The organism is Pseudomonas sp. NPDC079086 (genome assembly GCF_044542155.1).
Taxonomy (GTDB): Bacteria; Pseudomonadota; Gammaproteobacteria; order Pseudomonadales; family Pseudomonadaceae; genus Aquipseudomonas.
The window spans coordinates 691,941-716,334 of record NZ_JBITTY010000001.1 but is presented as its reverse complement, the minus strand read 5'-3'; the positions used below and the strand labels follow the sequence as shown (position 1 = coordinate 716,334).

At 55.3% G+C, this 24,394-nt stretch carries 17 protein-coding genes; 6 read left to right on the top strand and 11 right to left on the bottom strand.

Annotated features, from left to right (window positions below):
• Positions 1-41: 41 nt before the first annotated feature.
• The 4 genes from ACIGEK_RS03450 to ACIGEK_RS03435 form a co-directional block, all read right to left on the bottom strand.
• Complete coding sequence (locus ACIGEK_RS03450) at positions 42-3,164, bottom strand: efflux RND transporter permease subunit (RefSeq protein WP_397491956.1); 3,123 nt, start codon at positions 3,162-3,164, stop codon at positions 42-44.
• 11 nt (positions 3,165-3,175) lie between these two features.
• Positions 3,176-3,517 (bottom strand): P-II family nitrogen regulator, encoded by a 342-nt coding sequence (locus ACIGEK_RS03445; RefSeq protein WP_397491955.1) that lies wholly within the window; start codon positions 3,515-3,517, stop codon positions 3,176-3,178.
• A 14-nt stretch (positions 3,518-3,531) separates the two neighbouring features.
• Entirely contained in the window at positions 3,532-5,121 is a 1,590-nt protein-coding gene (locus ACIGEK_RS03440; RefSeq protein WP_397491954.1) for an efflux RND transporter periplasmic adaptor subunit, read from the bottom strand.
• A 153-nt stretch (positions 5,122-5,274) separates the two neighbouring features.
• Positions 5,275-6,507, bottom strand: coding sequence for a TolC family protein (locus ACIGEK_RS03435; RefSeq protein WP_397493076.1), 1,233 nt, complete (start codon positions 6,505-6,507; stop codon positions 5,275-5,277).
• Positions 6,508-7,112: 605 nt separating this feature from the next.
• On the opposite strand from ACIGEK_RS03435, the gene ACIGEK_RS03430 reads away from it, so the two are divergent.
• From ACIGEK_RS03430 to ACIGEK_RS03410, 5 genes are all read left to right on the top strand, one after another.
• Complete coding sequence (locus ACIGEK_RS03430; protein WP_017675714.1) at positions 7,113-7,787, top strand: heavy metal response regulator transcription factor; 675 nt, start codon at positions 7,113-7,115, stop codon at positions 7,785-7,787.
• Complete coding sequence (locus ACIGEK_RS03425) at positions 7,784-9,187, top strand: heavy metal sensor histidine kinase (protein WP_397491953.1); 1,404 nt, start codon at positions 7,784-7,786, stop codon at positions 9,185-9,187. Before ACIGEK_RS03430 ends, ACIGEK_RS03425 begins: the two co-directional genes overlap by 4 nt.
• Before the next feature lie 163 nt (positions 9,188-9,350).
• Positions 9,351-10,559, top strand: a complete 1,209-nt coding sequence (locus ACIGEK_RS03420; RefSeq protein ID WP_397493075.1) for an OprD family porin — start codon at positions 9,351-9,353, stop codon at positions 10,557-10,559.
• Positions 10,560-10,773: 214 nt separating this feature from the next.
• A complete protein-coding gene (locus ACIGEK_RS03415; RefSeq protein WP_397491952.1) occupies positions 10,774-11,673 on the top strand; it encodes a LysR family transcriptional regulator in 900 nt (299 codons plus the stop codon).
• 216 nt (positions 11,674-11,889) lie between these two features.
• Positions 11,890-13,179: an OprD family porin gene (locus tag ACIGEK_RS03410; RefSeq protein WP_397493074.1), complete on the top strand. Its 1,290-nt coding sequence runs from the start codon at positions 11,890-11,892 to the stop codon at positions 13,177-13,179.
• 477 nt (positions 13,180-13,656) lie between these two features.
• On the opposite strand, the gene ACIGEK_RS03405 is transcribed toward ACIGEK_RS03410, so the two are convergent.
• On the bottom strand, positions 13,657-14,061 hold the full coding sequence (locus tag ACIGEK_RS03405; RefSeq protein WP_090254154.1) for a DUF6957 family protein: 405 nt from the start codon (positions 14,059-14,061) through the stop codon (positions 13,657-13,659).
• Positions 14,062-14,431: 370 nt separating this feature from the next.
• Between ACIGEK_RS03405 and ACIGEK_RS03400 the strand changes: the two genes are divergently transcribed.
• Positions 14,432-14,650 (top strand): helix-turn-helix domain-containing protein, encoded by a 219-nt coding sequence (locus ACIGEK_RS03400; protein ID WP_090254157.1) that lies wholly within the window; start codon positions 14,432-14,434, stop codon positions 14,648-14,650.
• Between the two features lie 89 nt (positions 14,651-14,739).
• Here the strand turns inward: ACIGEK_RS03400 and ACIGEK_RS03395 are convergent, their stop codons facing one another.
• From ACIGEK_RS03395 to glmS, 6 genes are all read right to left on the bottom strand, one after another.
• Positions 14,740-16,386: a Tn7-like element transposition protein TnsE gene (locus tag ACIGEK_RS03395; RefSeq protein ID WP_397491951.1), complete on the bottom strand. Its 1,647-nt coding sequence runs from the start codon at positions 16,384-16,386 to the stop codon at positions 14,740-14,742.
• Positions 16,379-17,887, bottom strand: a complete 1,509-nt coding sequence (locus ACIGEK_RS03390; protein ID WP_090254161.1) for a TnsD family Tn7-like transposition protein — start codon at positions 17,885-17,887, stop codon at positions 16,379-16,381. Before ACIGEK_RS03390 ends, ACIGEK_RS03395 begins: the two co-directional genes overlap by 8 nt.
• Position 17,888: 1 nt before the next feature.
• The gene (locus tag ACIGEK_RS03385; RefSeq protein WP_090254163.1) at positions 17,889-19,499 is read right to left on the bottom strand and encodes an ATP-binding protein; all 1,611 of its coding nucleotides are present in this window, start codon (positions 19,497-19,499) and stop codon (positions 17,889-17,891) included.
• Positions 19,492-21,552, bottom strand: coding sequence for a Mu transposase C-terminal domain-containing protein (locus tag ACIGEK_RS03380; RefSeq protein WP_090255144.1), 2,061 nt, complete (start codon positions 21,550-21,552; stop codon positions 19,492-19,494). The genes ACIGEK_RS03385 and ACIGEK_RS03380 overlap by 8 nt, the downstream gene beginning before the upstream one ends.
• Positions 21,553-21,565: 13 nt before the next feature.
• Positions 21,566-22,393 (bottom strand): TnsA endonuclease C-terminal domain-containing protein, encoded by an 828-nt coding sequence (locus tag ACIGEK_RS03375; protein WP_090255142.1) that lies wholly within the window; start codon positions 22,391-22,393, stop codon positions 21,566-21,568.
• 142 nt (positions 22,394-22,535) lie between these two features.
• On the bottom strand, positions 22,536-24,386 hold the full coding sequence (gene glmS, locus ACIGEK_RS03370; RefSeq protein ID WP_397491950.1) for a glutamine--fructose-6-phosphate transaminase (isomerizing): 1,851 nt from the start codon (positions 24,384-24,386) through the stop codon (positions 22,536-22,538).
• Positions 24,387-24,394 lie beyond the last annotated feature (8 nt).

Here is a 24,394-nt window from a genome sequence, read left to right as displayed (position 1 = left end):
AGAGCGGGGCTTTTCAGTTGCACACGAATAGCGCTGTGAACTTAACGCTTGCGATGAGCTAAGCGGTAGAGCAATGGCAAAACCAGCAGCGTCAGCGCCGTTGATGACAAGATTCCGCCAATCACCACCGTCGCCAGAGGCCGCTGAACCTCAGCACCCGTACCGATGGCAGTGGCCATTGGAATAAAGCCCAGAGACGCCACCAAAGCTGTCATCAGCACCGGACGCAAACGAGTCAACGCGCCTTCACGAATAGCCTCGTCCAGCCCCATGCCGTTCTCACGCAAACTGCGAATGAAAGAAATCATTACCAGGCCGTTGAGCACCGCCACACCCGACAACGCAATGAAACCCACGCCGGCAGAGATCGAGAGCGGAATATCACGCAGCCACAAGGCCATGATCCCGCCGGTCAGCGCGAAGGGCACGCCGGTGAACACCAGCAGGCCATCTTTAACATTGCCGAACATCATGAAAAGTAGCGTGAACACCAGCAGCAACGAGACCGGTACGACAATCTGCAGGCGTTTGGACGCCGACTGAAGCTGCTCGAAGGTGCCGCCCCAGGTCGTCCAGTAACCTGTCGGGATGCTTACCGCTTGGGCGATTTTGCTCTCGGCCTCGGCGACAAAAGAGCCGATATCGCGACCACGAACGTTAGCGGTGACCACCACGCGGCGCTTGCCACTTTCACGGCTGATCTGGTTCGGCCCCGGTGCGGAAACCACGCTCGCCACATCAGCCAAGCGCACAAACCCTGGACCATCCAGCCTATCGCCACTGCTCAAGCGAATGGGCAGCTGTTGAATTTTATCGACATCATTGCGCCATTCGTCAGCAAGACGAACCTGGATATCGAAACGACGATCACCTTCAAACAGCGCTCCAGCTTCACGGCCGCCGATGGCTGTGGAGATAGCGTCTTGGATTTCCGAGACATTCAAACCAAATCGTGCGGCTTTCTCACGGTCGATTTGCACGCTGAGCATCGGCAGTCCTGTGGTCTGTTCGACCTTCACATCGGCTGAACCCGGAATGCCCTCCAGCACCTCAGCAATTTGCTCGGCGGTCTCGTTCATCACATCCATGTCGTCGCCAAACACTTTTACCGCGACGTCACTGCGTACGCCGGAGATCAGCTCGTTGAAGCGCATCTGTATAGGCTGGGTAAACTCGTAGTTGTTGCCGGAAACCTGCTCGACCGCCTCCTGCATCGCTGCAACCAGATCGGCTTTGCTGCGATCAGGATCAGGCCATTGGTCACGGGGCTTGAGCATGACAAAGTTATCCGCCACGTTCGGCGGCATTGGATCGGTTGCAACTTCAGCGGTTCCAAGCTTGGCGAATACCGTATCAACCTCGGCAAAGGATTTGATCCGTTGTTCGAGTTGCACCTGCATTTCAATTGCCTGCGAGAGGCTGGTACCTGGGATGCGCATGGCATGCAGAGCGATATCGCCTTCATCCAGACTTGGTACGAACTCGCTACCCATCCGCGAAGCAGCCAAGCCCGACAACACCATCATGACTGCCGCAATAGTCAACACCAACGGTTTGCTGACCATGACCCAATCCAGCAACGGCGCATAGCCTTGCTTGACCCAGGTCATCAGCCGGTTTTCTTTTTCACTGACGTTGCCATTGAGGAAGAGTGCAACAGCTGCCGGGACGAACGTCACCGAGAGGATCATGGCCCCGAACAGGGCTGCCACCACCGTGAACGCCATCGGGTGGAACATCTTGCCTTCCACGCCGGTCAGCGCAAATATCGGCAGGTACACCACCATAATGATCAGTTGGCCAAACAGCAGTGGACGACGCGCCTCCTTCGAAGCCGCGAACACCTCATGGAAGCGCTCGTTACGGGTCAGCGTTCGGCCTGCTGCGGCCTGGGCGTGAGCCAAGCGACGCACGCAGTTCTCTACGATCACCACGGCACCATCGATGATGATGCCGAAATCGAGTGCGCCAAGGCTCATCAGGTTCGCGCTGACCTTGTTGCTGACCATGCCCGTAAAGGTGAACAGCATCGACAGCGGAATCACCATTGCTGTGATGAGCGCTGCACGGATGTTACCCAGGAACAGGAACAGGATAGCGATAACCAGCAGAGCGCCTTCGATCAGGTTCTTCTTCACCGTATTGATGGCTTTATCGACCAATACGGTGCGGTCATAGACCGTCTTCGCTATGACTCCTTTCGGCAGGTTGCGATTGATCTCCTTTATGCGCTGGTCGACAGCCTGCGATACATAGCGGCTGTTCTCACCAATCAACATAAAGGCGGTGCCGAGCACCACCTCCTGACCGTTTTCGGTGGCAGCACCGGTACGCAGTTCTTTACCCAGCCCAACTTCAGCCACATCACCGATACGGACAGGAACACCATCGGTGTTCTTGATGATGATGTTGGCGATGTCAGCGATATTGCCAACCTGCCCAGGGGCGCGGATCAGGAACTGCTCGCCGCTGCGTTCAATGTAGCCCGCACCAACGTTGGCATTATTGCTCTCCAACGCAACCACAATGTCCTGCAGGCTGAGGCCATGTGCGACCAGGCGCTCCGGTATGGGTGAAACCTGGAACTCCTTGGCATAGCCACCAATGGTGTTGATCTCAGTAACACCTTTGACGGTTCGCAGTTGCGGTTTTACGACCCAGTCCTGAATCTCACGCAGATCCATCGGTGTATAGGCGCTGCCATCCGGCTTCTTCGCGCCGTCTTCTGCTTCGATGGTCCACATGTAGATCTCGCCCAGGCCTGAGGCGATGGGCCCCATGCTCGGCGACAGATCACTGGGAAGGTTGCCACGCGCTTCCTGTATCCGTTCATTCACCAGCTGACGTGCGAAGTAGATGTCCGTACCGTCTTCAAAGATGACGGTGACCTGCGACAACCCGTAACGTGAGATGGAGCGCGTTTCCTGCAAGTTGGGGAGGCCAGCCATGACCGTTTCAATTGGGAAGGTCACACGTTGTTCGGTCTCCAACGGCGAATAGCCCTTGGCCTCGGTATTAATCTGCACCTGCACGTTGGTGATATCGGGAACCGCATCAATCGGCAGTTTCTGGTAGCTGTAAACACCCAACGCGGCCATGCCGAGAACAGCCAGCAAAACCAGCCAGCGCTGATCGATGGCGAAGCGAATTAATCGTTCGTACATATCAATTTTCCCTAAAGCGCAGCATCACCGCGCTCTCCAGTACGGATGCGCAATGTGTCGGTCAACGGGGCTACGGCGACGATTCCGTCACCAGGTACACCGGTGTGGGCAGCCTTCTCAATGGCCTGGACGATCTCATCGGCAATCTCGTCGGAACAGAACGCCAGCAGCACGAGGTGCTGATGGGCGTCTGGATTCCATTCGTCTGCGATATATCCATGATCCTTACCGTGACCACGCGGATGGCCATGGGCAGACAGGATGGTGAATCCTGGTAGATGCGGCAGTGCGTGCAGCGCTTGCTCGACGGCCTCAAGCCGGATCGGGCGAAAAATAGCTGTAACTTGTTTCATGGCTCGACTCCGGGTTAGTGGTCATGGCTCGCGCCGGCTTTGCCAAGCTCAGCCTTGATCAGGAAGCTGTTCTTCAGTACGTAACGATCACCCACCTGCAGACCCGAGATAACCTCGACGAAGCGGCCGTCGGACTTACCCAGTTCAAGAGGCCGAGCTTCCAACTCGTTATCGAAGCGGCCGAACACTACTTGCCAGTCGCGAACGGTCTGGAGCGCTTCGACCGCCACGGCAACAGGCACGTCGTTCTCCTCAGCAACCACTTCGACCGTTACCGGTAAACCGGGACGCCATAGCCGATCCGGGTTAGCGAGCACGATACGGGCAGTCGCCGAGCGGGTTTGTGCCCCAACCAGAGCGCTGACATACGAAATGCTGCCCTCAGCCTTGGCGGCGAATGCGCTGGAGCTCACGACAACTTTTTGTCCTTCGGCAATTACGCCCAGATCCTTCGCCGCGACGGTCGAGTCCACCCACACCGTCGACAAGTCCGAAACGGTAAAGACCGCAGAGTCCTCTTTGAGTACTTCACCAACCGAGATGCTTTTGCTGGTTATCACGCCATTGATCGGGGCGCGAATCTCGAACTCGGTGAGGTTCTGACTCTTGGCCGGAGCACCGCCCAGCGAGGCGATTTGTTGCTGGACGCGCTGCACCGCGATAGCGGCTTCCTGCATGGCAACCTGCGCCTGCAGGAAGTCCTGTTCGGCGGAAATCTTCTCTTCCCACAATTGCTTTTCACGCGCATAGGTCGTGCGGGCAAGCGCCGAACGCTGCTGGGCGGCCAGCAGTTCGCCACGCAGCTCCGCCAGTGCCTGACTGGAAATCTTGGCCAGAACCTGGCCCTTGCGAACCGTATCGCCAGCGCTCACTGCCACCGAGTCGACCCGCCCTGCAAGTTGCGGGGTCACCTGAACCGTGCGGTCATCGTTGTAGCGAACCTCGCCCAGAATTTGCAGCGTGGAGGCGATTTTCACGGGACCAGCAGTGGCGAGCGTGACGCCACCCTGTTCAAGCTGCGCATCCGTCATAGTTACGCGGGCCTCGACCTGCTCGTAACCGAACGAGTAGCTCTTACCACTGTGCTTGGCACTGATGGAAACCTGGAATGAATGCGGCTCTACAACCGCGTCATCGCCACGCAGGTAGTCATTCTCTTTGCTGAAATTGATGATTTGCCCAGGTTGACCAAGGCGCGACAACGTCACTTGCACCGTGCTGTCCGCAGGATTTAGAAGCTTGCCGTTCAGGTAGGTATAAAGCCTGAACTGAGGGTCTACACCTTCCTCAAAAATCGTCACCTCAAGCGCATAGTCACCCTCGGTGAAAAGCTTGCCGCCATGCTCGCCCGTGGTAGGCGCTACGGCCTCATGGTGCTCGTCATCCGCATGATTGTCGGCCTCTTCATGTTCCTCTGCAGACGCCTCCCCGTGGTGCTCGGGGTCTGTGTGAGCCGACACATCCTCATGACTCTCATCATGGCCGTGGCCTTCCTCCCCGGACTTACCAGGGCTACCACTTAGAATCAGACCCGCTACGGCTAAACCTATGGCGACAACGGCCACAATCATCAGCCACTGCTTTCTGGGAATTGTTGATGCCATTGGTAACTCCAAATTATCAAAATTATTGAACTTGTCTCATGCCTCGGCGGCGACTAAATGCGCTCAATAAACATGCAGCCGTCTGGAAAGCAGGCGAGGCTTCATGCCGCATGAAGCGACCGTCTAAGGTGTTATGTAGGTGCGCAGAGATAATTATTTTTTGAATTCGACGTTGAGCTGGGAACCGTAGATCTTCTCCAAGCTCACCCAGGCCGAAATAGCCTCATCCAGGGTGTTCAGGTACTGGGAGCGCATACTTACGAGGGTGCGCTGAGCATCGAGCACATCGATATAGGCAAACTTGCCCATCTCGAACCCCCGTACGGAGCCCTCTACCGCTTGCTGCGCAGTCGGCAGCAGTGTGCCGCTGATCGAGTCGACTTCACTTCTAGCGCTTTCCCACTGCTCAAATGCCTGCTGGGCTTCCGCGCGCAGGCGGAGTTCTGTGGCATTGCGCAAATCCCGCGCTTGGTCAGCTCCTTGAGCAGCGGCCAGCACATTTCCTTGGTTGCGGTTGAACAACGGAATAGGCATCGACAAGCCGAGCAAATTGACGCGCTCGCCAAGCCCTTCGTCGTATTGGCTGCCAACGCTGACGGTGAGGTCTGGAATCCGCTGCGACTTTTCGAGTTCCAAGGAAGACTCGGCACGCTGGATTTGCATGCTGGCCAGCCGCAGGTCCGCTGTATCTGTTATGCGTGCAAGCATCTCAGCCTGCGACGGCAGGTACGGCAGGCGCTCAAGATCACCCTCGACATGCGCGAAGTTCGGCGTCTTGGCACCCGTTATGAGCGCCAGTTGCTTGTAGGCATTGCTTCGATTGAGGCGTGCGCGATTCAGCTCCAGTTGAATTTCCGAAAGCTGCACCTGAGCACGCGAAATTTCGATTGGAGAAGCCTTGCCGGCCTTTACGCGCCCTTCGACCACCTGAAGTCCGCGACGGGCAAGGTCTAACGACTGAGTGGAAAGCTGCAGTCCTTCCTGGGCACGCAGTGCCGAGTAAAAGGCCTGTATAACCTCTGCGCGCAAGGTATTTTTCTTACGTTCTAGGTCAATCGCCACAGCGTCCTGATCACGTTCAGAAACATCGATGCGCGCGCCACGTTTACCGCCCAGTTCAATTGGTTGAGATACCTGAATGCTGGTGATGCGTGACTCACTGCGTGTGTCCTCGACGCTCCAGGACAATTCAGGGTTTGGAATCAGTCCGGCTTGAGTACGAGCGCCTTCGGCAATGCCTGTATTCCATTGGGCTGCCGCGAACTCGGGGTTCTCTGTAAGCGCTTGAGCCAGCGCCTCTTCAATCGTTATTGATTGCCCGGATAATTCGGCAGAAATTGTTGTCGCGGGAGCGATCAACAGTGCAGCCAGTAAGCCTGAAAGCACACAAAACTTTCCTATACTTATTCCATGATCAGCGATTGCTTTTTCGTACACTTAAAGCCCTCCGCAGCACAAATTCTGCTGGCATAAATTAAGGCCTTACTATTTATTGATCCCCGAAGTTATTTGATTGTTATTTTGGGAAATAAGTAGGAAGCCAATTCTCGGCAGAATGTAGTGCTCCATGCCTATCAGCAAGGTGACTGGAAAATTACAAATACGTTATCCAGCACTTTCCCACGTGGTCCTGTATTAGTATTGGCATCGCTCAAGAGAGCAGGCAATTTAGTACCCGGCAACAACTAGAAACAAACATAGATAAATAAGGGGTGCCTCGGACGTAGCATCACCGGGCAGCCCTGCCAGTCCAAAGCTGGGTGTTTGGGATGAGGGTGAGCACTGCGGCATTTTGTCGCTTGCTCCCTTGGAGCCATGCAAATTGGGTATTGCGGCTTGACCCTGAAGCCGCTACAGGCTTTAGCCTTGGAGCAATCTGAAATACTGCAGGTCATATCGGTGACCGCCAATGAAAGAATTAAAACCACTCAGCCGCCATAACTAAAGAATATCTAATAAATACTGGCCGCACATTTTAAGGTGAAATTTTTATGCGAATCCTTATTGTCGAGGACGAGCCAAAGACTGCCGAGTACTTACACCAAGGTTTAAGCGAAAGTGGCTATGTAGTTGATAAGGCTGCCACTGGTGTGGACGGCCTTCATCTTGTTAGGCAGCACGCCTACGACTTAGTAGTTCTTGATGTAAACCTGCCGGAAATTGATGGCTGGGGTGTGCTTGAGCATATACGCAGCAACAGTAGTACCCGCGTGATAATGCTAACTGCGCGTGGGCGTTTAGTGGATAAAATTAAAGGCCTTGATTTGGGGGCGGATGATTATTTAGTCAAACCGTTCGAGTTCCCTGAATTACTTGCGCGAATTCGTACGTTGCTACGGCGAAGCGAGCAAATCCCAGTACCGGAAGTGCTGCGGGTAGCCGACCTTGAGCTTGATCCGGCTAGGCACCGCGCGTTCCGTGGCGAGCAACGTATTGATCTGACCACTAAAGAGTTTGCGTTGTTACACCTACTGATGCGCCGCTCTGGAGAAGTGCTATCGCGCACCCAGATCATTTCGTTGGTATGGGACATGAACTTCGACTGCGACACCAACGTCGTCGAAGTCTCCATCCGCAGGCTGCGCGCAAAAATCGATGACCCGTTCGATAACAAACTGATTCACACCCTTAGGGGCGTTGGTTATGTGCTTGAGGAGCGGGCATGAAGCCGGCCAGTCTATCCATGCGTCTTGGCCTGTCGGTCAGCTTGATGGGGGCGGCACTGGTTGTTCTGTTAGCGGCGCTTGCCTACCTCGCGCTGACCCATGAGCTGGACTCTTTGGCCAAGCAGAGTCTTGACGGCAAACTGGAGCAGATTCAGCACAATCTCGCTGATGACATGAACGCACATGCAATTGCCCAGCAACCTCACGAGCTGCTGGATCTGGTCATGGGGCATGACAACCTGCACCTGACGATCTACAGGAAAAAGTCAGGCACCAAATTACTCCTGAATCTGGGTGAGAAATCCAGGGAGCCCATTCTTGCCAACATACCGGCAGGCGATACCCCTAGTTACCAAAGCTGGTCGGATACTGAGGGAAACAACTTCCTGACCGCATCCAAGGTGATGCTGCTCGACGATGGCGACCACGTCAGAGTCCTGCTCTCAATTGACCGATCTGCCGACGAAGCGCTGCTCAGCGCTTACCTCAAGTCAACACTGATAGCACTCCCTCTTCTGCTCGCGCTGATTGGCATGGGCGCATGGTGGATTGTACAGCGGGGCCTTGCTCCGCTCCGGCAATTTCGCCAGGTTGCATCGCTGATATCCACGCAGGATCTGACCCATCGGATTTCCGTCGACAAACTTCCACAAGAACTCAGCGCGCTGGCCCACGGCATCAACTTCATGCTGCATCGTCTTGATGGTGGCGTTCAGCAGCTATCGCAGTTCTCTGATGACCTGGCCCATGAGTTGCGCTCACCCATCACCAACCTGATGGGTAAAGCGCAGGTAACGCTCTCCAGAGAGCGTCCACCAGAGGAGTACAAAGCCGTACTGGAATGCTGCACAGAAGAGCTTGAGCGCGTCACCCGAATCGTGTCCGACATGCTGTTTCTCGCTCAAGTCAGCCACCCGGCGTCCCTGGTGCCCTTCGAGAAGATTGCATTGGAGGACGAGGCAAGACGCGTTGTGGATCTGTTCAGCATCTCTGCTGAAGAGAAACAGGTCAGCCTGAGCATTTCCGGGGCCGGCCGAACCTTCGGTGATCGGCTGATGATACAGCGCGCCATTTCAAACCTCTTGTCCAATGCGATTCGGCATAGCCCCATCGGCGCAAACATCTCGCTGCTGATCGAGAAGCACAGCGAAACCGTGTCGTTCTCAGTCGGGAACCCCGGGATTGGCATCCCCGCACAGCACATCCCCCATTTGTTCGAACGCTTCTATCGCGTCGATACCAGTCGCTCTCGCGCCGAAGGTGGAACAGGGCTGGGCCTGGCAATTGTTCGCTCGATCATGAGCCTGCATCAGGGCACGGTCGAGGTCAGCAGCCTGCCAGGCAGCTTCACCGTATTCCGTTTGATCTTCCCCAAAGTCCGCAATGGTTCCTCGACCTAGACCCTGCAGGCGTACAGGTATAACGACCAGCCGAAGATTGGCTGCAGAGGAACCCGCCCCTATTCGGAGAGCACGGCATACAGCGACGGCTCCCCGATATGCCAACCCCCTGAGCATGGAGAAACAACAATGAAGAAGACCCTCTTGGCAGTCGCGGTGAGTACTGGGGTACTCAGTCTTAGCCAGCCAGCCAGCCTCTGCTGAATTTTTTGCAGACAGCAAAGCCGGTCTGGAAGCGCGTAACTTCTATTTCAATCGCGACTTCCGCCAAGACTCAGCCAGCCAGTCAAAGCAGGAAGAATGGGCCCAGGGCTTCCTGCTGCGCTACGAATCCGGGTTCACCGAAGGGACAGTCGGCGTGGGCATCGACGCCATTGGCATGCTTGGCCTCAAGCTGGACTCCAGCGCCGACCGCTCAGGCTCTGGCCTGCTCAAGCGCGATAAAGCAGCACCTCGTGCCGCGCAGGATGAATATGGTGAGATGGGCTTAACCGCGAAGCTGCGCGCCTCAAACAGCGTGCTGAAACTGGGCACGCTGCAACCCAGACTGCCAACCGTCCAAGCAAACGATTCGCGCCTGCTGCCACAGACCTTTCAAGGCGGACATCTCAACTCGCTGGAGATTGCCGGCCTGACCTTCGATGCAGGCCAGCTCAAGCAAGTAAGTCAGCGCGACTCATCCGATAGCGAAGACCTCAGCATTGCCAGCGGCGGCGGAACCCAGACGAGCGATGAATTCAACTTCGCCGGGGCGACCTACAAATGGAACAGCAACCTGGCTACCGGCTACAACTACGGCAATCTGGATGACTTCTATAAGCAGCATATTTTCACGGTCCTGCACACCTTGCCGTTGGGTGACAAACAGTCGCTGAAAACTGATCTGCGCTACGCCCGCTCTACCGACGAAGGCAACAGTAACGTCGACAACAAAGCATTTGGGGCGATGTTTACCTACGCTTTTGGTGGCCACGCCCTCGGCGTTGGCTACCAAAGTATGAGTGGAGACACTGGCTACGCCTACATCAACGGCACCGATCCGTTCCTGGTCAACTATGTTCAGATCGGCGACTTCGCCAACAAAGACGAAACCTCATGGCAGGCCCGCTATGACTTCAACTTTGCCAGCGTTGGTATCCCTGGCTTGACGTTCATGACCCGTTACCTGACTGGTGACAATATTGATCTAGGCGCAGGCAAAGCCGATGGTAAGGAGTGGGAGCGCAACACTGACATCGCTTATGTCTTCCAGGACGGTGTACTGAAAAACCTGGGCGTGAAATGGCGCAACGCCACACTACGTTCGACCAACTTCGGCAACGACGTTGATGAGAACCGCCTGATCGTCAGCTACACACTTCCGCTGTTGTAATCATCAAACCTCAGCGCGGAACTAGTAGTCGAGTGCCGCGTTGAGAACCGCCCGCGCTAATAAAGTGATACTGCTGGAAGTTCAATCCCAAACATAAAGCTCCTCCCTCCATCAGATTACAAATAAGTAATCCTGTTGCGATCCTGGCGTTAGGTTCGTCTCGTTAAGCTCAAAGTACATGCATTTTGCTTGGCACGAGCTTTGATCGCCCCCCATGTTCGACCCTCTCACCATCGACCGCCAACTAGCACAGATCTTCTTGACCAGCGCGCGCTGCGCCTGCTTTAGGCAGGCTGCACGCAGCCTAAACTTACATATCGTGCCGATGCGCAAAAAACTCAAGAAGCTGGAGGCAACTGTAGGTGCCCCGCTATTCCTTTATAAAGGACGCGAGCTCAGCCTGAGCGCAACAGGACGTGAATTACAACAACTACTGACCCAGAAATTCGGTGACCTGCATCCAGAGGATGTCAGTGTCCAGCGAGCTCTGGTACGTCTTGCGGTGCCGACGGCACTGCTCACCGACCTGCTGGCCCGTGATTTGATCTCCTGGCTGCGTAATGACGCGGCCGTGAGACTAGAAATCATCCCACAGGAGGGCGAGCCCGAGAGGCTGGCAGAGGTCATGATTTGGATCACCGATCCCGGCACGGCAAGACCGACTCCAAGCTTTGCAATGACTAAACCATTGATGCTTGCACGAATTCCCTATCGTGCCCATATGGCCAAACGTTATGCAGGTAAACGCCTACCGAGCTCTGTAGCCGACCTCAAAGATTTCATGCTGGTACAGCTCGCGGGAAACGCAACGGTTGACAGTTTCGAACCATGGAATCAGCTGATCCGTCAGCGCCGAAGTGCGGTCATTCAAGTGCATTCACAAGAGTGGGTCGTTGACTTGCTGCGTAACTCCTCCTGCATTGGCCTGCTACCTGGCTACATCTCCCATGTAGACCGTAACCTGCTGCCCCTTGACGAGTTATTCGAGACTGCCTTGGAACGGGTGGTCTGGATTTCAACGTCCCCGCTGGCAGCAGAGCAATCAGAAGTGCAGACACTGGTATCGCTCATCTACAAAGCCTTTGAAGATCGCCACAACTGGTTCACTCAGTAGCCCTGAGTAGTCCACAAGCAGTTAATTCACCAAATAGTCATCTCGCTGAAACAAACAAAGGTTTCCGCTCCTGCATTGAAACCCTCGCTCTGTAAGGCTTTCATTCGCTCTCCCGATCATTGAAATAAAAATGTCATCGAAAGTATGTGCAAGTGTAATACGCCTACCCGAGCCTGCCCCTCGTCTACCACACATGTTTTCGACGAGGATAATTACATGCTCATTGCTACCCCCAACTCTCAATGGCTTAACCGAGTCACGTGCGGGCTCCTGCTGAGCGCTGGAGGACTCGGTCTCAGTCAACCAGCGGCAGCTGATTTTTTGGCAGATAGCAAAGCTGGTCTGGAAGCGCGCAACTTCTATTTCAATCGTGATTTCCGCCAAGACTCAGCAAGCCAGTCAAAGCAGGAAGAATGGGCCCAGGGCTTTCTGCTGCGTTACGAATCCGGGTTCACCGAAGGGACCGTCGGTGTTGGCATCGACGCTATCGGCATGCTGGGTCTCAAGCTGGACTCCAGTGCTGATCGTTCAGGCACGGGCCTGCTCAAGCGCGATAAAGAAGCACCTCGTGCCGCGCAGGATGAATATGGTGAGATGGGCTTAACCGCGAAGCTGCGCGCCTCAAACAGCGTGCTGAAACTGGGCACGCTGCAACCTAGACTGCCAACCGTCCAAGCAAACGATTCGCGCCTGCTGCCACAGACCTTTCAAGGCGGGCACCTGAATTCGCTGGAGATTGACGGGCTTACCTTCGATGCAGGCCAGCTCAAGCAAGTAAGCCAGCGCGACTCCTCCGATAGCGAAGACCTCAGCATTACCAGCGGCTCTGCCCGCGCTATCAGTGGCGGCGGAACCCAGACGAGCGATGAGTTCAGCTTTGCCGGGGCGACATACAAATGGAATAGCAACCTGGCCACCGGCTACAACTACGGCAATCTGGACGAGTTCTACAAGCAGCATATTTTCACGGTCCTGCACACCTTGCCGCTAGGTGACAAACAATCGCTGAAAACTGATCTGCGCTACGCTCGCTCCACCGACGAGGGCAACAGCAACGTCGACAACAAGGCATTCGGGGCGATGTTCACCTATGCCTTTGGCGGCCACGCACTCGGTGTTGGTTACCAGAGCATGAGCGGAGACACCGGTTACGCCTACATCAACGGCACCGATCCGTTCCTGGTCAACTATGTGCAGATCGGCGACTTCGCCAACAAAGACGAAACCTCATGGCAGGCCCGCTATGACTTCAACTTTGCCAGCGTTGGTATCCCTGGCTTGACGTTCATGACCCGTTACCTGACTGGTGACAATATTGATCTAGGCGCAGGCAAAGCCGATGGTAAGGAGTGGGAGCGCAACACTGACATCGCCTATGTCTTCCAGGACGGTGCGCTGAAAAACCTGGGAGTGAAATGGCGCAACGCCACACTGCGCTCCAGAAATTTCGGCAACGACGTAGATGAGAACCGCTTGATCGTCAGCTACACACTTCCGCTGTTGTAATCACTTTAATTGAGGAGACGCAGGACACGCCTGGATCAAGGAAGATCCAACATCGCGAGCCTCGCCCACACTGTGCGGCACTGCAGAGCTTGATATGCAGAGTGTTAGTTAACTGAAAGAAAAACGCTTGACCTTGCCGCCGTGGAAAGGTTGAAGATATGTCCAAGCCCAAGCAGAACACGTCTGCCCGATGCTGGTTGGCACTACCAGCGCTCTAAATCGCCACAGTGACCAGACAATCCAGTTTGTTGATCAAGTGTTCCATGGCACCCTTGGCAAAAAGCAGACACTGCTCATCAGACCGGCTTCCTTGCCTGATGCTCGCCGGTCGGTGGACAGATGTAGGGAGTGTAGGCATCGCGCGATAGCCCTGAGAGACGGAAAGTTGCTCGTAATGAGGTCCAAGAACTCCTGAGTTTGCACAATTGAACGCGAACGCTCGTGGGGCATTGTCATCCTGCAACTCTCCGCAGCCCATTAAAATATGCCGGTCACGACAGCTGGTTCTACTGTCTTCCGACTTCCTGCGCCTAGAAGGATGTAAACGCTATTTCTGGTTTCAAAAAGACAATTACTCTTTAGATCAACCAGGAGGGTGCTTCTGACCCAATCGCCTGGTGAAAATCGGCAAGCACTGTCGTTTACTACGGCATGGGCATAGAGAAGAATTGGCCGAAAACCTTGCTCTGCAACCAACGCCTTCTTGTCATCTGAAATATCGAGATCGACGAGAACCCATTGCCTTACTGAGCAGTACGGTTTGCCTGGGTACAGCTTCTGAGCCAGCGCGATGCCAGCCACTTCATCGTCACAGGCGCTTGGTATTGCCTCGCCTTCACTTGATAGAAAATCACTTATTTTTTCAATATTTGCGTCCGCCATTTAGTGACCTCCGAACTCTAACCACGGTTACTGTTACCTGCGATTTGATCCACATGCTGCATCCGATAATTTGGCCAACCAATTTCTCGGACTATCACACGCAATTCGTACGCTGCTGCACTCTGGCAGAGGAGGCCAGCATCAATTCACGCCATTCAGGGGAGCAGCATCGGCATCGTGCAGTCACGGTCCGTAACCGTTAAACGTCCTCGTTCCTGAAGCAGCTCATACAGGGATCTGTCGAATGTAAGGAAGGCCGATTTCATTGAGGCCCTAGAATAGCTAGCACTAAATTAATGCGGATTATAGTCCGTGGCCCGTGCGTCCGCAAACGCACGATAGTGCCGCCTCAAGTTGAATTGAGACGGTCATGGATAAGTTGGCGAAAGCGTTAGGGGAACGCATCCGAATGCAGAGGAAGGTCTGCCGGATTTCCCAGGATGGGCTGGCGCTGGCGTGCAATATCGACCGCAGCTACGTAGGGCGAATCGAGCGTGGCGAGGTCAATATTACCGTCGAGAAGCTATACCGCATCGCAGGCGAGCTCGCTTGTGATCCAGCGTCCCTCCTGCCTCCAGTGTCAGAGTGACAACTCGGCTACGGAAAGCGTTTGTGGGTTCTCAGCAGTACCTTTCCCAGGTTTGATCAGCTTGCGATACCTCTAGCAGATTTCTGCGATCACTTCAGGACATCACGTATACGCTGCTTCCAGTCGTTCACCCTGGCATGGTTGGTGCCAGATTGGCTTTCTTTCGGGTGATGTACAGAGTGCAAAGGCTCACAGAAGTCCGCCATATTGCTTGGCCAGCGCAACGAGCCCTTCACTGTCTTTTTCAAGATCCGGCCTATGCATTTCTCTACCTCAACATCTGCTTTGAAGCCCATGACTCGCGTTGACATGGTCTTCCGATTGTCTGAGGTATCTATTTCTAGAAGGTAGCGTTGATTACCGTTTTTCAGCTTGAACATTGCCATCAAATAGCAGCGTGGCTTTTCGTGATCAAACATATGGTAGCTGCAGCGCGGAACAGGAGGCAGCGGCTTCACATCCAGTGATACCAGCGCAATATCGGACTCGTGGGGGATCTGCTCAATGATTTCACGGAGCAGCGAGAAGCGACCGACAAACCGATCATGCTCCTTGTCCTTGTCCTTGTCCTTGTCTTCGTCCTTGCCCTCTCTCTCTCCCAGCTTCTGGAACTCCCCTGGAGCTGTGCTGCCGTCGCTCACGGGATCAGCAACACCGAGGAGCTTGCTTTCTTTGCCCGGAGACTGCTCATCGTCGACCTCCTTGCCATGACCGCTGGCATGCTCCCCGTTGAAGGCAATCATCGTGTTCATCTGAGCATCAAATTTGATTCCCTCAACAGGCAAATGAATCAAACTTGGCTCCTTCGCGGCAGTGGGATCATCTTCAGCATCCACCTCAACTTCTTCAGCCCCCGATGGCACAGTTTCGCAGCCGGAGCCCTCTCCCCTGGCTGTTAACTTGAGAGCAGGGTGATGGAAAAAAATTTCTCCATGATGGCTAAACCGGAGTCCCTGAAGCGTTTCGATCTCCCAGACCAGCAACTCGTTGTTTTCTGGGTCAAAGGGGCCTCGCACATCCATCATGGTACCCGCGAGAGAAGGAGGTGCCTGGAAGTCGAACTGCCATCTGGCATAGTCCGACTTTTGGGACACCTGCTCTTGCGCTCGGTTGAGGCTTTGCCAGATTGACTCGAAGGATCGCTTCACATCCTGATTCAGCAGCAGCCAACTTAAATGGTCTCTGTACCCCTTGATTTTAAGAAGCTGACTTGGCGCACCCGTCTTCGGGGGAGTATGAATATGAACAACATCGCCCTCTCTGTAGATCGTGAAGACCATGTCTAGGCCACTCGGTGCGAAGGCTGCACGGACTATAAAAGCCGCGTGAAAGTATAGTTTTCGCGCAAGCTCAAATTTCGGTAGCCAGACTGTCAGGCCATCGACCTCGAATACAAAGCATCGCTGTGCAGATATCTCAGGATTTGCTGCCAGCCTTCTGGCCAGACGTGGACACTCGCCCAACTGTCTTTCCCGCCAGGTATCGATTGCAGGCAGCACCACCGCTTTCTTGAAACCACTGGGGCGGAAAGGAACCCCGTCTTCCTCAAGAAACTCGCGACCAGTCGCGAGGACACAGGACATTTCCAATGAAAGCCGCTTAAACTGCGACTGACCATCGCACTGAAACAGTGCAGCCAGGCGCCACTGAGCTTCCGGGGAGAATGCTCTATAGAAGTTTCCAATAGCCAGCAGCTTAGATCCGGTCTGAATCTGACGGAAAAAGGTCCTATTCAATCCATCGTCCTATCAATCGAATGAACTCAGTAGTCAGCGGTGCCTCCCTGCTTTTTTCCAACCCACAACGCTTTTCTAGCTTCCAGCACCTAGACGGCATCGGCATACCATCCATTACATCCTCCTGTACAGCTACAGTCAGGCGACGGATCTGATACTCACCGACGGATTCGGCATAGCGATCTAGGAAGGTGCGGCACGTAGGCAGTTGGTCGAGATGGTGCTCGACTGATGCCCGATGTGGTAGCTGCTGCAGGAACCAGTTGCGGCTCCTGCGCGGAAGACTCAGGTCTTCCTCGCTGTTTCTGCCAATCTGGATCAGCAGGCGCACCAACTTCCTGTCGCGTGCTAGCCAGTCTATGTGGCTGTTGTTGCCCTGTCGAAGCTGCCTAGCCTTGTTCGAAGCTATCAACCAACGTCGGTCATGACGATAAAGCCAGGCGTAACATGCCTTCCCTCCGTTTTGTCTGGCTGCCTTGGCTGCACCGTTCTTATCCAGTGCCTGCAGCCAAACAGCTCGGTACTGCTGCTTTTGCTCAAACTCGTCGGAGAGCAACTGCACTGAATGTTCGGTGGAAAGATCGACCTGGCGAGTCTTCGCCTCGTCGATCAGATCGCGAGCATGCTGGTCAGGGCGCAGACTGGTCCAAATGATCAGATGCTGCAGTGCACTAAATCCCTTGCGATGCTTCCTGAACATCGCCAACAGCCAGGGTGGAGGTTCCCCGCTTGCCAGCAAACCGTTCACAACAAGCCAATCCCTATGATGAGATGCAAGGATCTTCTCCCATAAGACCTCGGCTCTGACCTGTCGGCCGCGCCTGGCACCGCACTCTGCTGCCATGTACCGGTACAGATTGGTCCAGCGGTCGTAGCCGGGTGATTGAGCCTCTTCGAGCGCCAGAAGTTGCGTAGCGGCCTTGGCGAGCCTAATTTCCTCTTCGCTTGCGAGGCTAGCGCGAACATTACGGGACAAAAACAGTGGAGAGGCTGGGTGAAACTCGTGTCGCTGCGCTCGACGGAACGGAATGGGTGAATCCAAGAGCTGACAGCCATGCTCAGGACAAACGTCTATTCCTTGCATTTGCCAGCTACGCCGCCAGTAGGGCTCACCAAAACAGGCGGCCATGTCCTCGAAACAGGCAGGGCAGTAACGCAGCCACTCGGGCCACTTGACCATGGCCGTCGAAGCCCCAGCCAGACCGATGGTCGACCGATCGGCAGCGAGCATGGCCTGGAAAAGGTCAGTACGACGGGCCTGTGGAATGAAGGGGGCATAGAGCGGAAATAGCGTGTGATGCATGATCACGTTTGCCGTATCCAGCCCAGTATTGTTCGCCAGAACGGCCAAGTGCGTGGGCAGGTCGGTTATAGCGGCTACCTTACTGTCACCGAACAGCATGTGCAGCAGCGTTTTATGACTACCTATCCCCAGATGTACCCGGCACCGAGCTATGCCGCTGTAGAGCAGCTCGTCCGGATAAAGCCTGGGGAAATACATGTTAGCTCGCCTTCAATAAAGGCCGTAAATCGAGGATAAGGCCGGCCTGTTTAAATCTGTCGTAGACCTCACTCTCAGGCCCGTCAGCATAACGCCTGCGCAAATCCTCCTCGGATAGGTATCCCCAATCTGTCCGCTTTAACCTGGAAATACTGGGCTTCTTGGGGATCTCCTGCACGAGGTAGGCCGTGGCCTTGTGTATCAGGGCCGCCATCGGGATACCCGGATTCATTGCCAATAATTCGTCAGCCATGGGAATAGCGATATCCATAGGGATATCCATCTCTTCGAGCAGGGCGGCCAGTCGCTTCGCTTTGTCATCAGCCGATGGTGTCGGCGGTTTCGGTTGGGCGACGTTATCCAGAGAGCGCGTCAATGTCAGCAACCGTCCCTCGATCTCAGGCATCAGCAGGTCGTCATATTTAGCGATCAGTTCGGGTCTACCGCTCCGTAAGGCGGCCAGCATCGGATGAACTGGTTTGAACTCGTCCTCGAAAACCTTGCGTAGTAACAGTGGCTTGATGCATTCGACGCTAGTCACTATCGCCCGGATCTGCGCCAGCGCGAACAGCTTGATGACAATGTCCATAACCCCCTGTGTGAGGTCGTACATAGTCGATTCCAACTCGTCGTCCAGCGGCGTCGCATTTCGCAGCCACTGGTACTTCCAGAGCCGCTTCAAAAGGCGCTTCCAGTGCTCATCCCGAGGCAACCTGTCCCAGCGAATGCTGCCCAACCCGGAGACCCGACGCGCGGCTCGAAATGTGCGCTGAAAGAACTTACTGGCTCGGTGGGTACCGACCTGAATGATCGGAACGCCGATGGTATTCACTAGCGACACGAAGAAATTGTGCATTTTCTCGGCACCACCGGAGCGGGCCTCGTTGAGGTTCTGAACCTCGTCGATGATCAGCACACCAAGCGCGTGCAGGTTGGCCACCTGGCACATGGATGCCATCAAGCGCTTGGTGCCCAGTTTCTTGCGACCATGGCTGCGGCTATAGGTCGTACCAAGAATCTTGTCTACCTCGTTGAAGAAACTCAGGCACAACTCATCCAGGTCACCGTCGATGGGACAGTCGACCTTCAGGTAGACCAGCTGGGTGATGTTGTAATCTGGGTGATGAAGAGCCTGGGGGTACATGCCCAGAATCCGCTCAAGAGTGCGCGTTTTCCCGCAACCTGAGCAGCCGAATAGCGACAAGCTGTTGGCCGTGGAGGAGACACTCTGGTAAACCACCGCATCCAGATTCTCCTCCTCGATCCGGCGATAGCCATTCTGCAAGTGAGCATACCAAGCGCCGCGGGCCGGATTCCGACCGATGTAGCCCTGACGGATCATCAGGCTGATCTTGCTCTCCAGCTCCAAGTGGTGGCTGAGCGGCTGGAAGAAACCGTGCAACAAGCGGGCGATGGCATGAGCCCTGAGCCGACCATCCAGAAGTACCTCCTGCGGCTCGAAACTGGGAAGCTTCTGCAACAAGCCGACCACCTCCTGCAGATCAGGTATCGGGGGCAATGCGCTGATGAGTGGATTTTCCTGATATTCGGGAAGCTGCTGCTCATGGTAACTAGCCGGGGGGATAACTCCGCGCCGGATTTCTTCAGTCATCGCCTTCCTCCTTGAATATCAGGTCACTGAGATCTGGGAAGGCATAGTCTTCCTGCTTTTCGCCTCGCAGCGGGATAACTTCGGCAGGTATTTCTTGCTGCACTTTCGCCGGTTTGAATGCTGTTTTCTGGCGTTCCTGACGCTTTTCCTGCTGCTTGTTCTCACGGATCTGGGTTCCCAGATCCTTCTTGGTCATACCCGTTTTGACCGGACTAGCATCCTCTGCCTGGGCAACAATGGACTCGATCCGCTCCAGAAGCTTGCCTCTCTCCATTAAGGCCTCCGCCGCCGCGTTTGCATCGCTACGACGTTCCTCTCTGGACAACAGCCAGACATCCCAGAAGGTCACCCCCCTGAAACGTCGACTACGGTCAGCAAGATCGCAAATCCAGTAATCCTTGAGGCTATTAGATGGCCGCAGATAGATGTGGTCGGCGCTACGCGGATCGTATGCGACCGTCACCCCTGTCGGCCTACGCCCCTGGCCTCGGTGAAACCAACCCTCCTTGATTGCTTCCTGGCAGGTGTAGAAGCAGCCGAACAGCCTGATTCCCAGCTCCGAAATCGTGGCCTGATCATGAGGTAAAAGGTTGATCCGGACCAGATCTTCAGGTGCAGTGCGCAACCGACCAGTTAGGTTGGCCAGCCCCCAACTCCACAGCATGGCAGGTATAGCCGGCAGACCGCCCGGCATACCAGCAGCTCTGTCGTACTTGCCCAGCGTATGAAAGTTGTTATGCCAGAGTACGCCTGCGATGATGATTCGAGTGAACTCGCCTAGCGTCAGACTGGCATCGAGCCTGTAGTCGTGGCCACCTCTTTTCCGACTTGTGGTATCTCCGACCACGCCGCTGGCATAGGGCTTGAAATTCTCCTGTACCGTCCGGAAATAGCGCTCGACGATACCCTTGGCATCCCCGCGCCTGGCCGGCGCATTCTCGATACGAACACCGAAAGCTTTGGAAAATGCTTCGACCTTGGTGCCGTTTAGTTCGCCCTTGTCGGCCAGAAGCGCATCCGGCAAGCCCTTAACCGGCCAATCGCCAACATCGATATCCACGCCATACTGGCGGCAGTACTCGACCTTGTCGGTGACCGTGTTGGCCAAAGCCACCATTGCACTAACCCAGGAAGGTCCCTCGAAACCGACGTACATGCCAACAACCATGCGGCTGAACACGTCGATCACCATATACACGACGGGCCTACCGACGATGCGGCTGCGATCCTGCTCTGAAATCAGATAGATGTCAGCTACGGTGGCGTCGATCTGATAGCGGTACCCAGGGCCCAGAACTTCGGCCGTCGATGTACTTGTGATCGGACGGATGTCCTTGGCGAAATCAACGGCGGACATCCTGTTTGGTAACGTTTCCGTGAAGTGGTATTCACGTTTGTAGAAGTAGCGGAACTGCTCCAAAGTCGGCAGCTCGGCGACAGACCGCATCGGTAAGACTGCGTGGAGCAGATTCAACCCGGATGCGTAAGCGTCTGGGATGGACGGATGTTTTTGCTTTAGTAAGCGCTCATCGATGACTCGACGGAAAATACGTTCCACGTCCGGTGTGACGTTGCTCCCCCTCCCCTCTCTCACAACCCTGGGTCTGCCCAGCTTGGCTTGGCTTGGTTTTCGTCGTTTTCCGAGCGCGCCCGAATTGACGTAGTCCGGCAATAGAGCGTTCCTGCACATACCCCGCTGCCAATAGCGCCTCAACAACCTGTATGCCGTCTGCTTAGTAACACCATGGCGTTCCATGATACCTATGAGGATTTGCCCTCTTGATTTGCGAATGAACAACCCAGGGTCTTGAGCGACATCCGCAAGCATTTCCCAGGCAGCATCGCGCTTCTGCTGATCAAGAGAGCCTTCCTCCACCTCCCGCAGAACCGCCTCCTCGAATGGGTCAACGATACACACTAGTTCCCCGTCCATCAGCAGACGTTCCAGCTCTACAACCTTTATCGGTTCGGGCAAAGCAGTGTCCGCATCAATGTCGATCCAGACGGCCATCGCGGCATCCGACCAAATCAGGCGCTTGCGCAACTCCCCCATGCTAAAAACCTGGTTAACGGGCAGCACTGCTCAGCCCCTGCAACTCGTAGTGAGGATTGACTGCAAGGTCTTTCGTACTGAGTTCCCGGTAAGGTTTACCAATGTCGAACAGGAAACAGTGCCTGGCCAGCAATTGGCGAAGCCAATAAAGCGCCTGGCCCGGCTCCAGTTCGCCAGACACATCCAGTCCTTGAGCAATGGCCGTCAGCCTCCGATCAGGATCACGCCGAAATTCATACAGGAACAGTTGCCGGTAGTGTTCAAGTTCATCCGCAGAAATATCGTCTTCTGATTGGGCAGGGTAGAGCCATTGAATATTGGCAATTGCCTCCTTTGGCACCTCTCGTTCCGTGACGATGACCCAAGGAATTCCTTTCTCGAGCCAGTAGCGTCGTTCTAGCTCAAGTCTCTCGATGACTTCAGGCTTCTGCAGGTCGGCGCTGTACTTGGCCTGAATCGCAACTGTCGGCCGTTGTTGGTCATCGAAATCCACAAGGAAGTCACTGGTCAGCACTTGTGGAATGCCTTGGTAGCGACCATGGGCAAGACCGATCTCCTCGGCGATTCGAACAGTGTCCACGACCATCATCGGAAATTGCTCCCGGATATCGGTGACACGGGGAGACCAGTCCAAAGTCAGGAAAATTGCCAGCTCAAGATCAGAGAGGAAATGGTGCAGACGGCGAGATTTGCTGCCGAGCAGGCGATGGGAGCGCCCCAGCGAGGACACATCCCTGGTGTAGATGAACGGTTTGTAGTCTGCCCCCTGGCCTTGACCACGACCTTCCTTGAACCTTTTGTCGATTTGGGCCTGAGTCAGCCCCTTAAATGTCCCAGCCATAAGCAAACCAGCATCCGCATCGATGATTTCAACATAGCGCATGCCGGTTTTGGATGAAACTTTATTTTAATGGATGACACTTTATTATTATGGATGAATCTTTATTTTCATCCCACATCACGCTGCATCAGCTCGCCTCTGTTTACTCAACCGTTACGCTCTTGGCCAGGTTACGCGGCTGGTCGACGTCAGTGCCTTTGAGCACAGCCACGTAGTAGGACAACAGTTGCAGCGGAATAGTGTAGAGAATCGGTGCCAGAGCATCGTGGATGTGCGGCATGTTCACCACATGGGTGCCTTCGCCATTGCTCATGCCCGCCTGCTCATCGGCAAACACCAGCAGCTCACCGCCACGGGCGCGGACTTCCTGCAGGTTGGATTTGAGCTTTTCCAGCAGCTCGTTGTTCGGCGCCACAGTCACCACCGGCATGTCACTGTCGACCAACGCCAACGGGCCATGCTTGAGCTCGCCAGCCGGGTAGGCTTCGGCGTGAATATAGGAGATTTCCTTGAGCTTGAGCGCACCTTCCATTGCCACCGGGTACTGCGCGCCACGGCCGAGGAACAGGCTGTGGTGCTTCTCGGCGAACAGTTCGGAGACCTTCTCCACCACGCTGTCCATGGCCAAGGCTTCGCCGAGACGGGTTGGCAGGCGACGCAGTTCGTCAACCAGCTCGGCTTCCAGACCTTTATCCAGAGTGCCACGCACCTGGCCGAGGGACAGGGTCAGCAGCATCAATGCGACCAGCTGAGTGGTGAAGGCCTTGGTCGAGGCTACGCCGATTTCCGGGCCGGCCTGGGTCAGCAGGGTCAGGTCGGATTCGCGCACCAGCGAGCTGATGCCAACGTTACAGATTGCCAGGCTGGCCAGGTAGCCGCCCTGGCCAGGCGCATGTTCTTTAGCGTTACGCAGCGCGGCCAGGGTGTCGGCGGTTTCGCCAGACTGGGAGATGCTGACAAACAGGGTATCCGGCTGCACCACCACCTTGCGGTAACGGAATTCGCTGGCCACTTCGATTTGGCAGGGAATGCCGGCCAGGCCTTCCAGCCAATAACGCGCGACCATACCGGCGTGGTAACTGGTGCCGCAGGCCACAATCTGCACGTTTTTTACTTTGCCGAACAACTCGGCCGCTTGCGGACCAAACGCCTGCACCAATACATGATCAGTGCCCAGACGGCCTTCCAGGGTGCGCTGCACGACCTTGGGCTGCTCGTGGATTTCCTTGAGCATAAAGTGACGGTATTCGCCCTTGTCGGCGGCTTCCGCACCCTCATGGTATTGCACGCTCTCGCGCGTCACTGGCTGACCGGAGGCGTCCCAAATCTGTACGCTGTCGCGCTGAATTTCGGCGATGTCGCCTTCTTCAAGGTACATAAAACGGTCGGTGACCTGACGCAGCGCTAATTGATCTGACGCCAGGAAGTTCTCACCCAAACCCAAACCGATCACCAATGGGCTACCGCTGCGGGCCGCGATAAGACGGTCAGGCTGCTTGGCGCTGATAACCGCGAGGCCGTATGCGCCATGCAGTTGCTTAACCGCCAATTTAAGCGCGGCGGTCAAATCAGGCTGAGATTTGAGGGTGTGATCGAGCAGATGGACGATCACTTCAGTGTCGGTGTCGGAGCTAAACGTGTAACCGAGGCCCTTGAGCTGAGCACGCAGTTCTTCGTGGTTCTCGATAATGCCGTTGTGCACCACCGCCAGCTCACTGCCGGAGAAATGCGGGTGGGCATTCCGCTCGCTTGGCGCACCGTGAGTGGCCCAACGGGTATGGGCGATGCCCAGACGACCAGCCAGCGGCTCCTGGCTTAATGCTGCTTCCAACTCACTGACCTTGCCGACACGGCGACTGCGGTGCAATTCGCCCTGATCGTTGAGCAACGCCACACCGGCGCTGTCGTAGCCGCGGTATTCCAGGCGCTTGAGACCTTCAACCAGCACGGCGGTGATATTGCGTTCAGCGACTGCGCCTACGATGCCACACATGTTCTTCT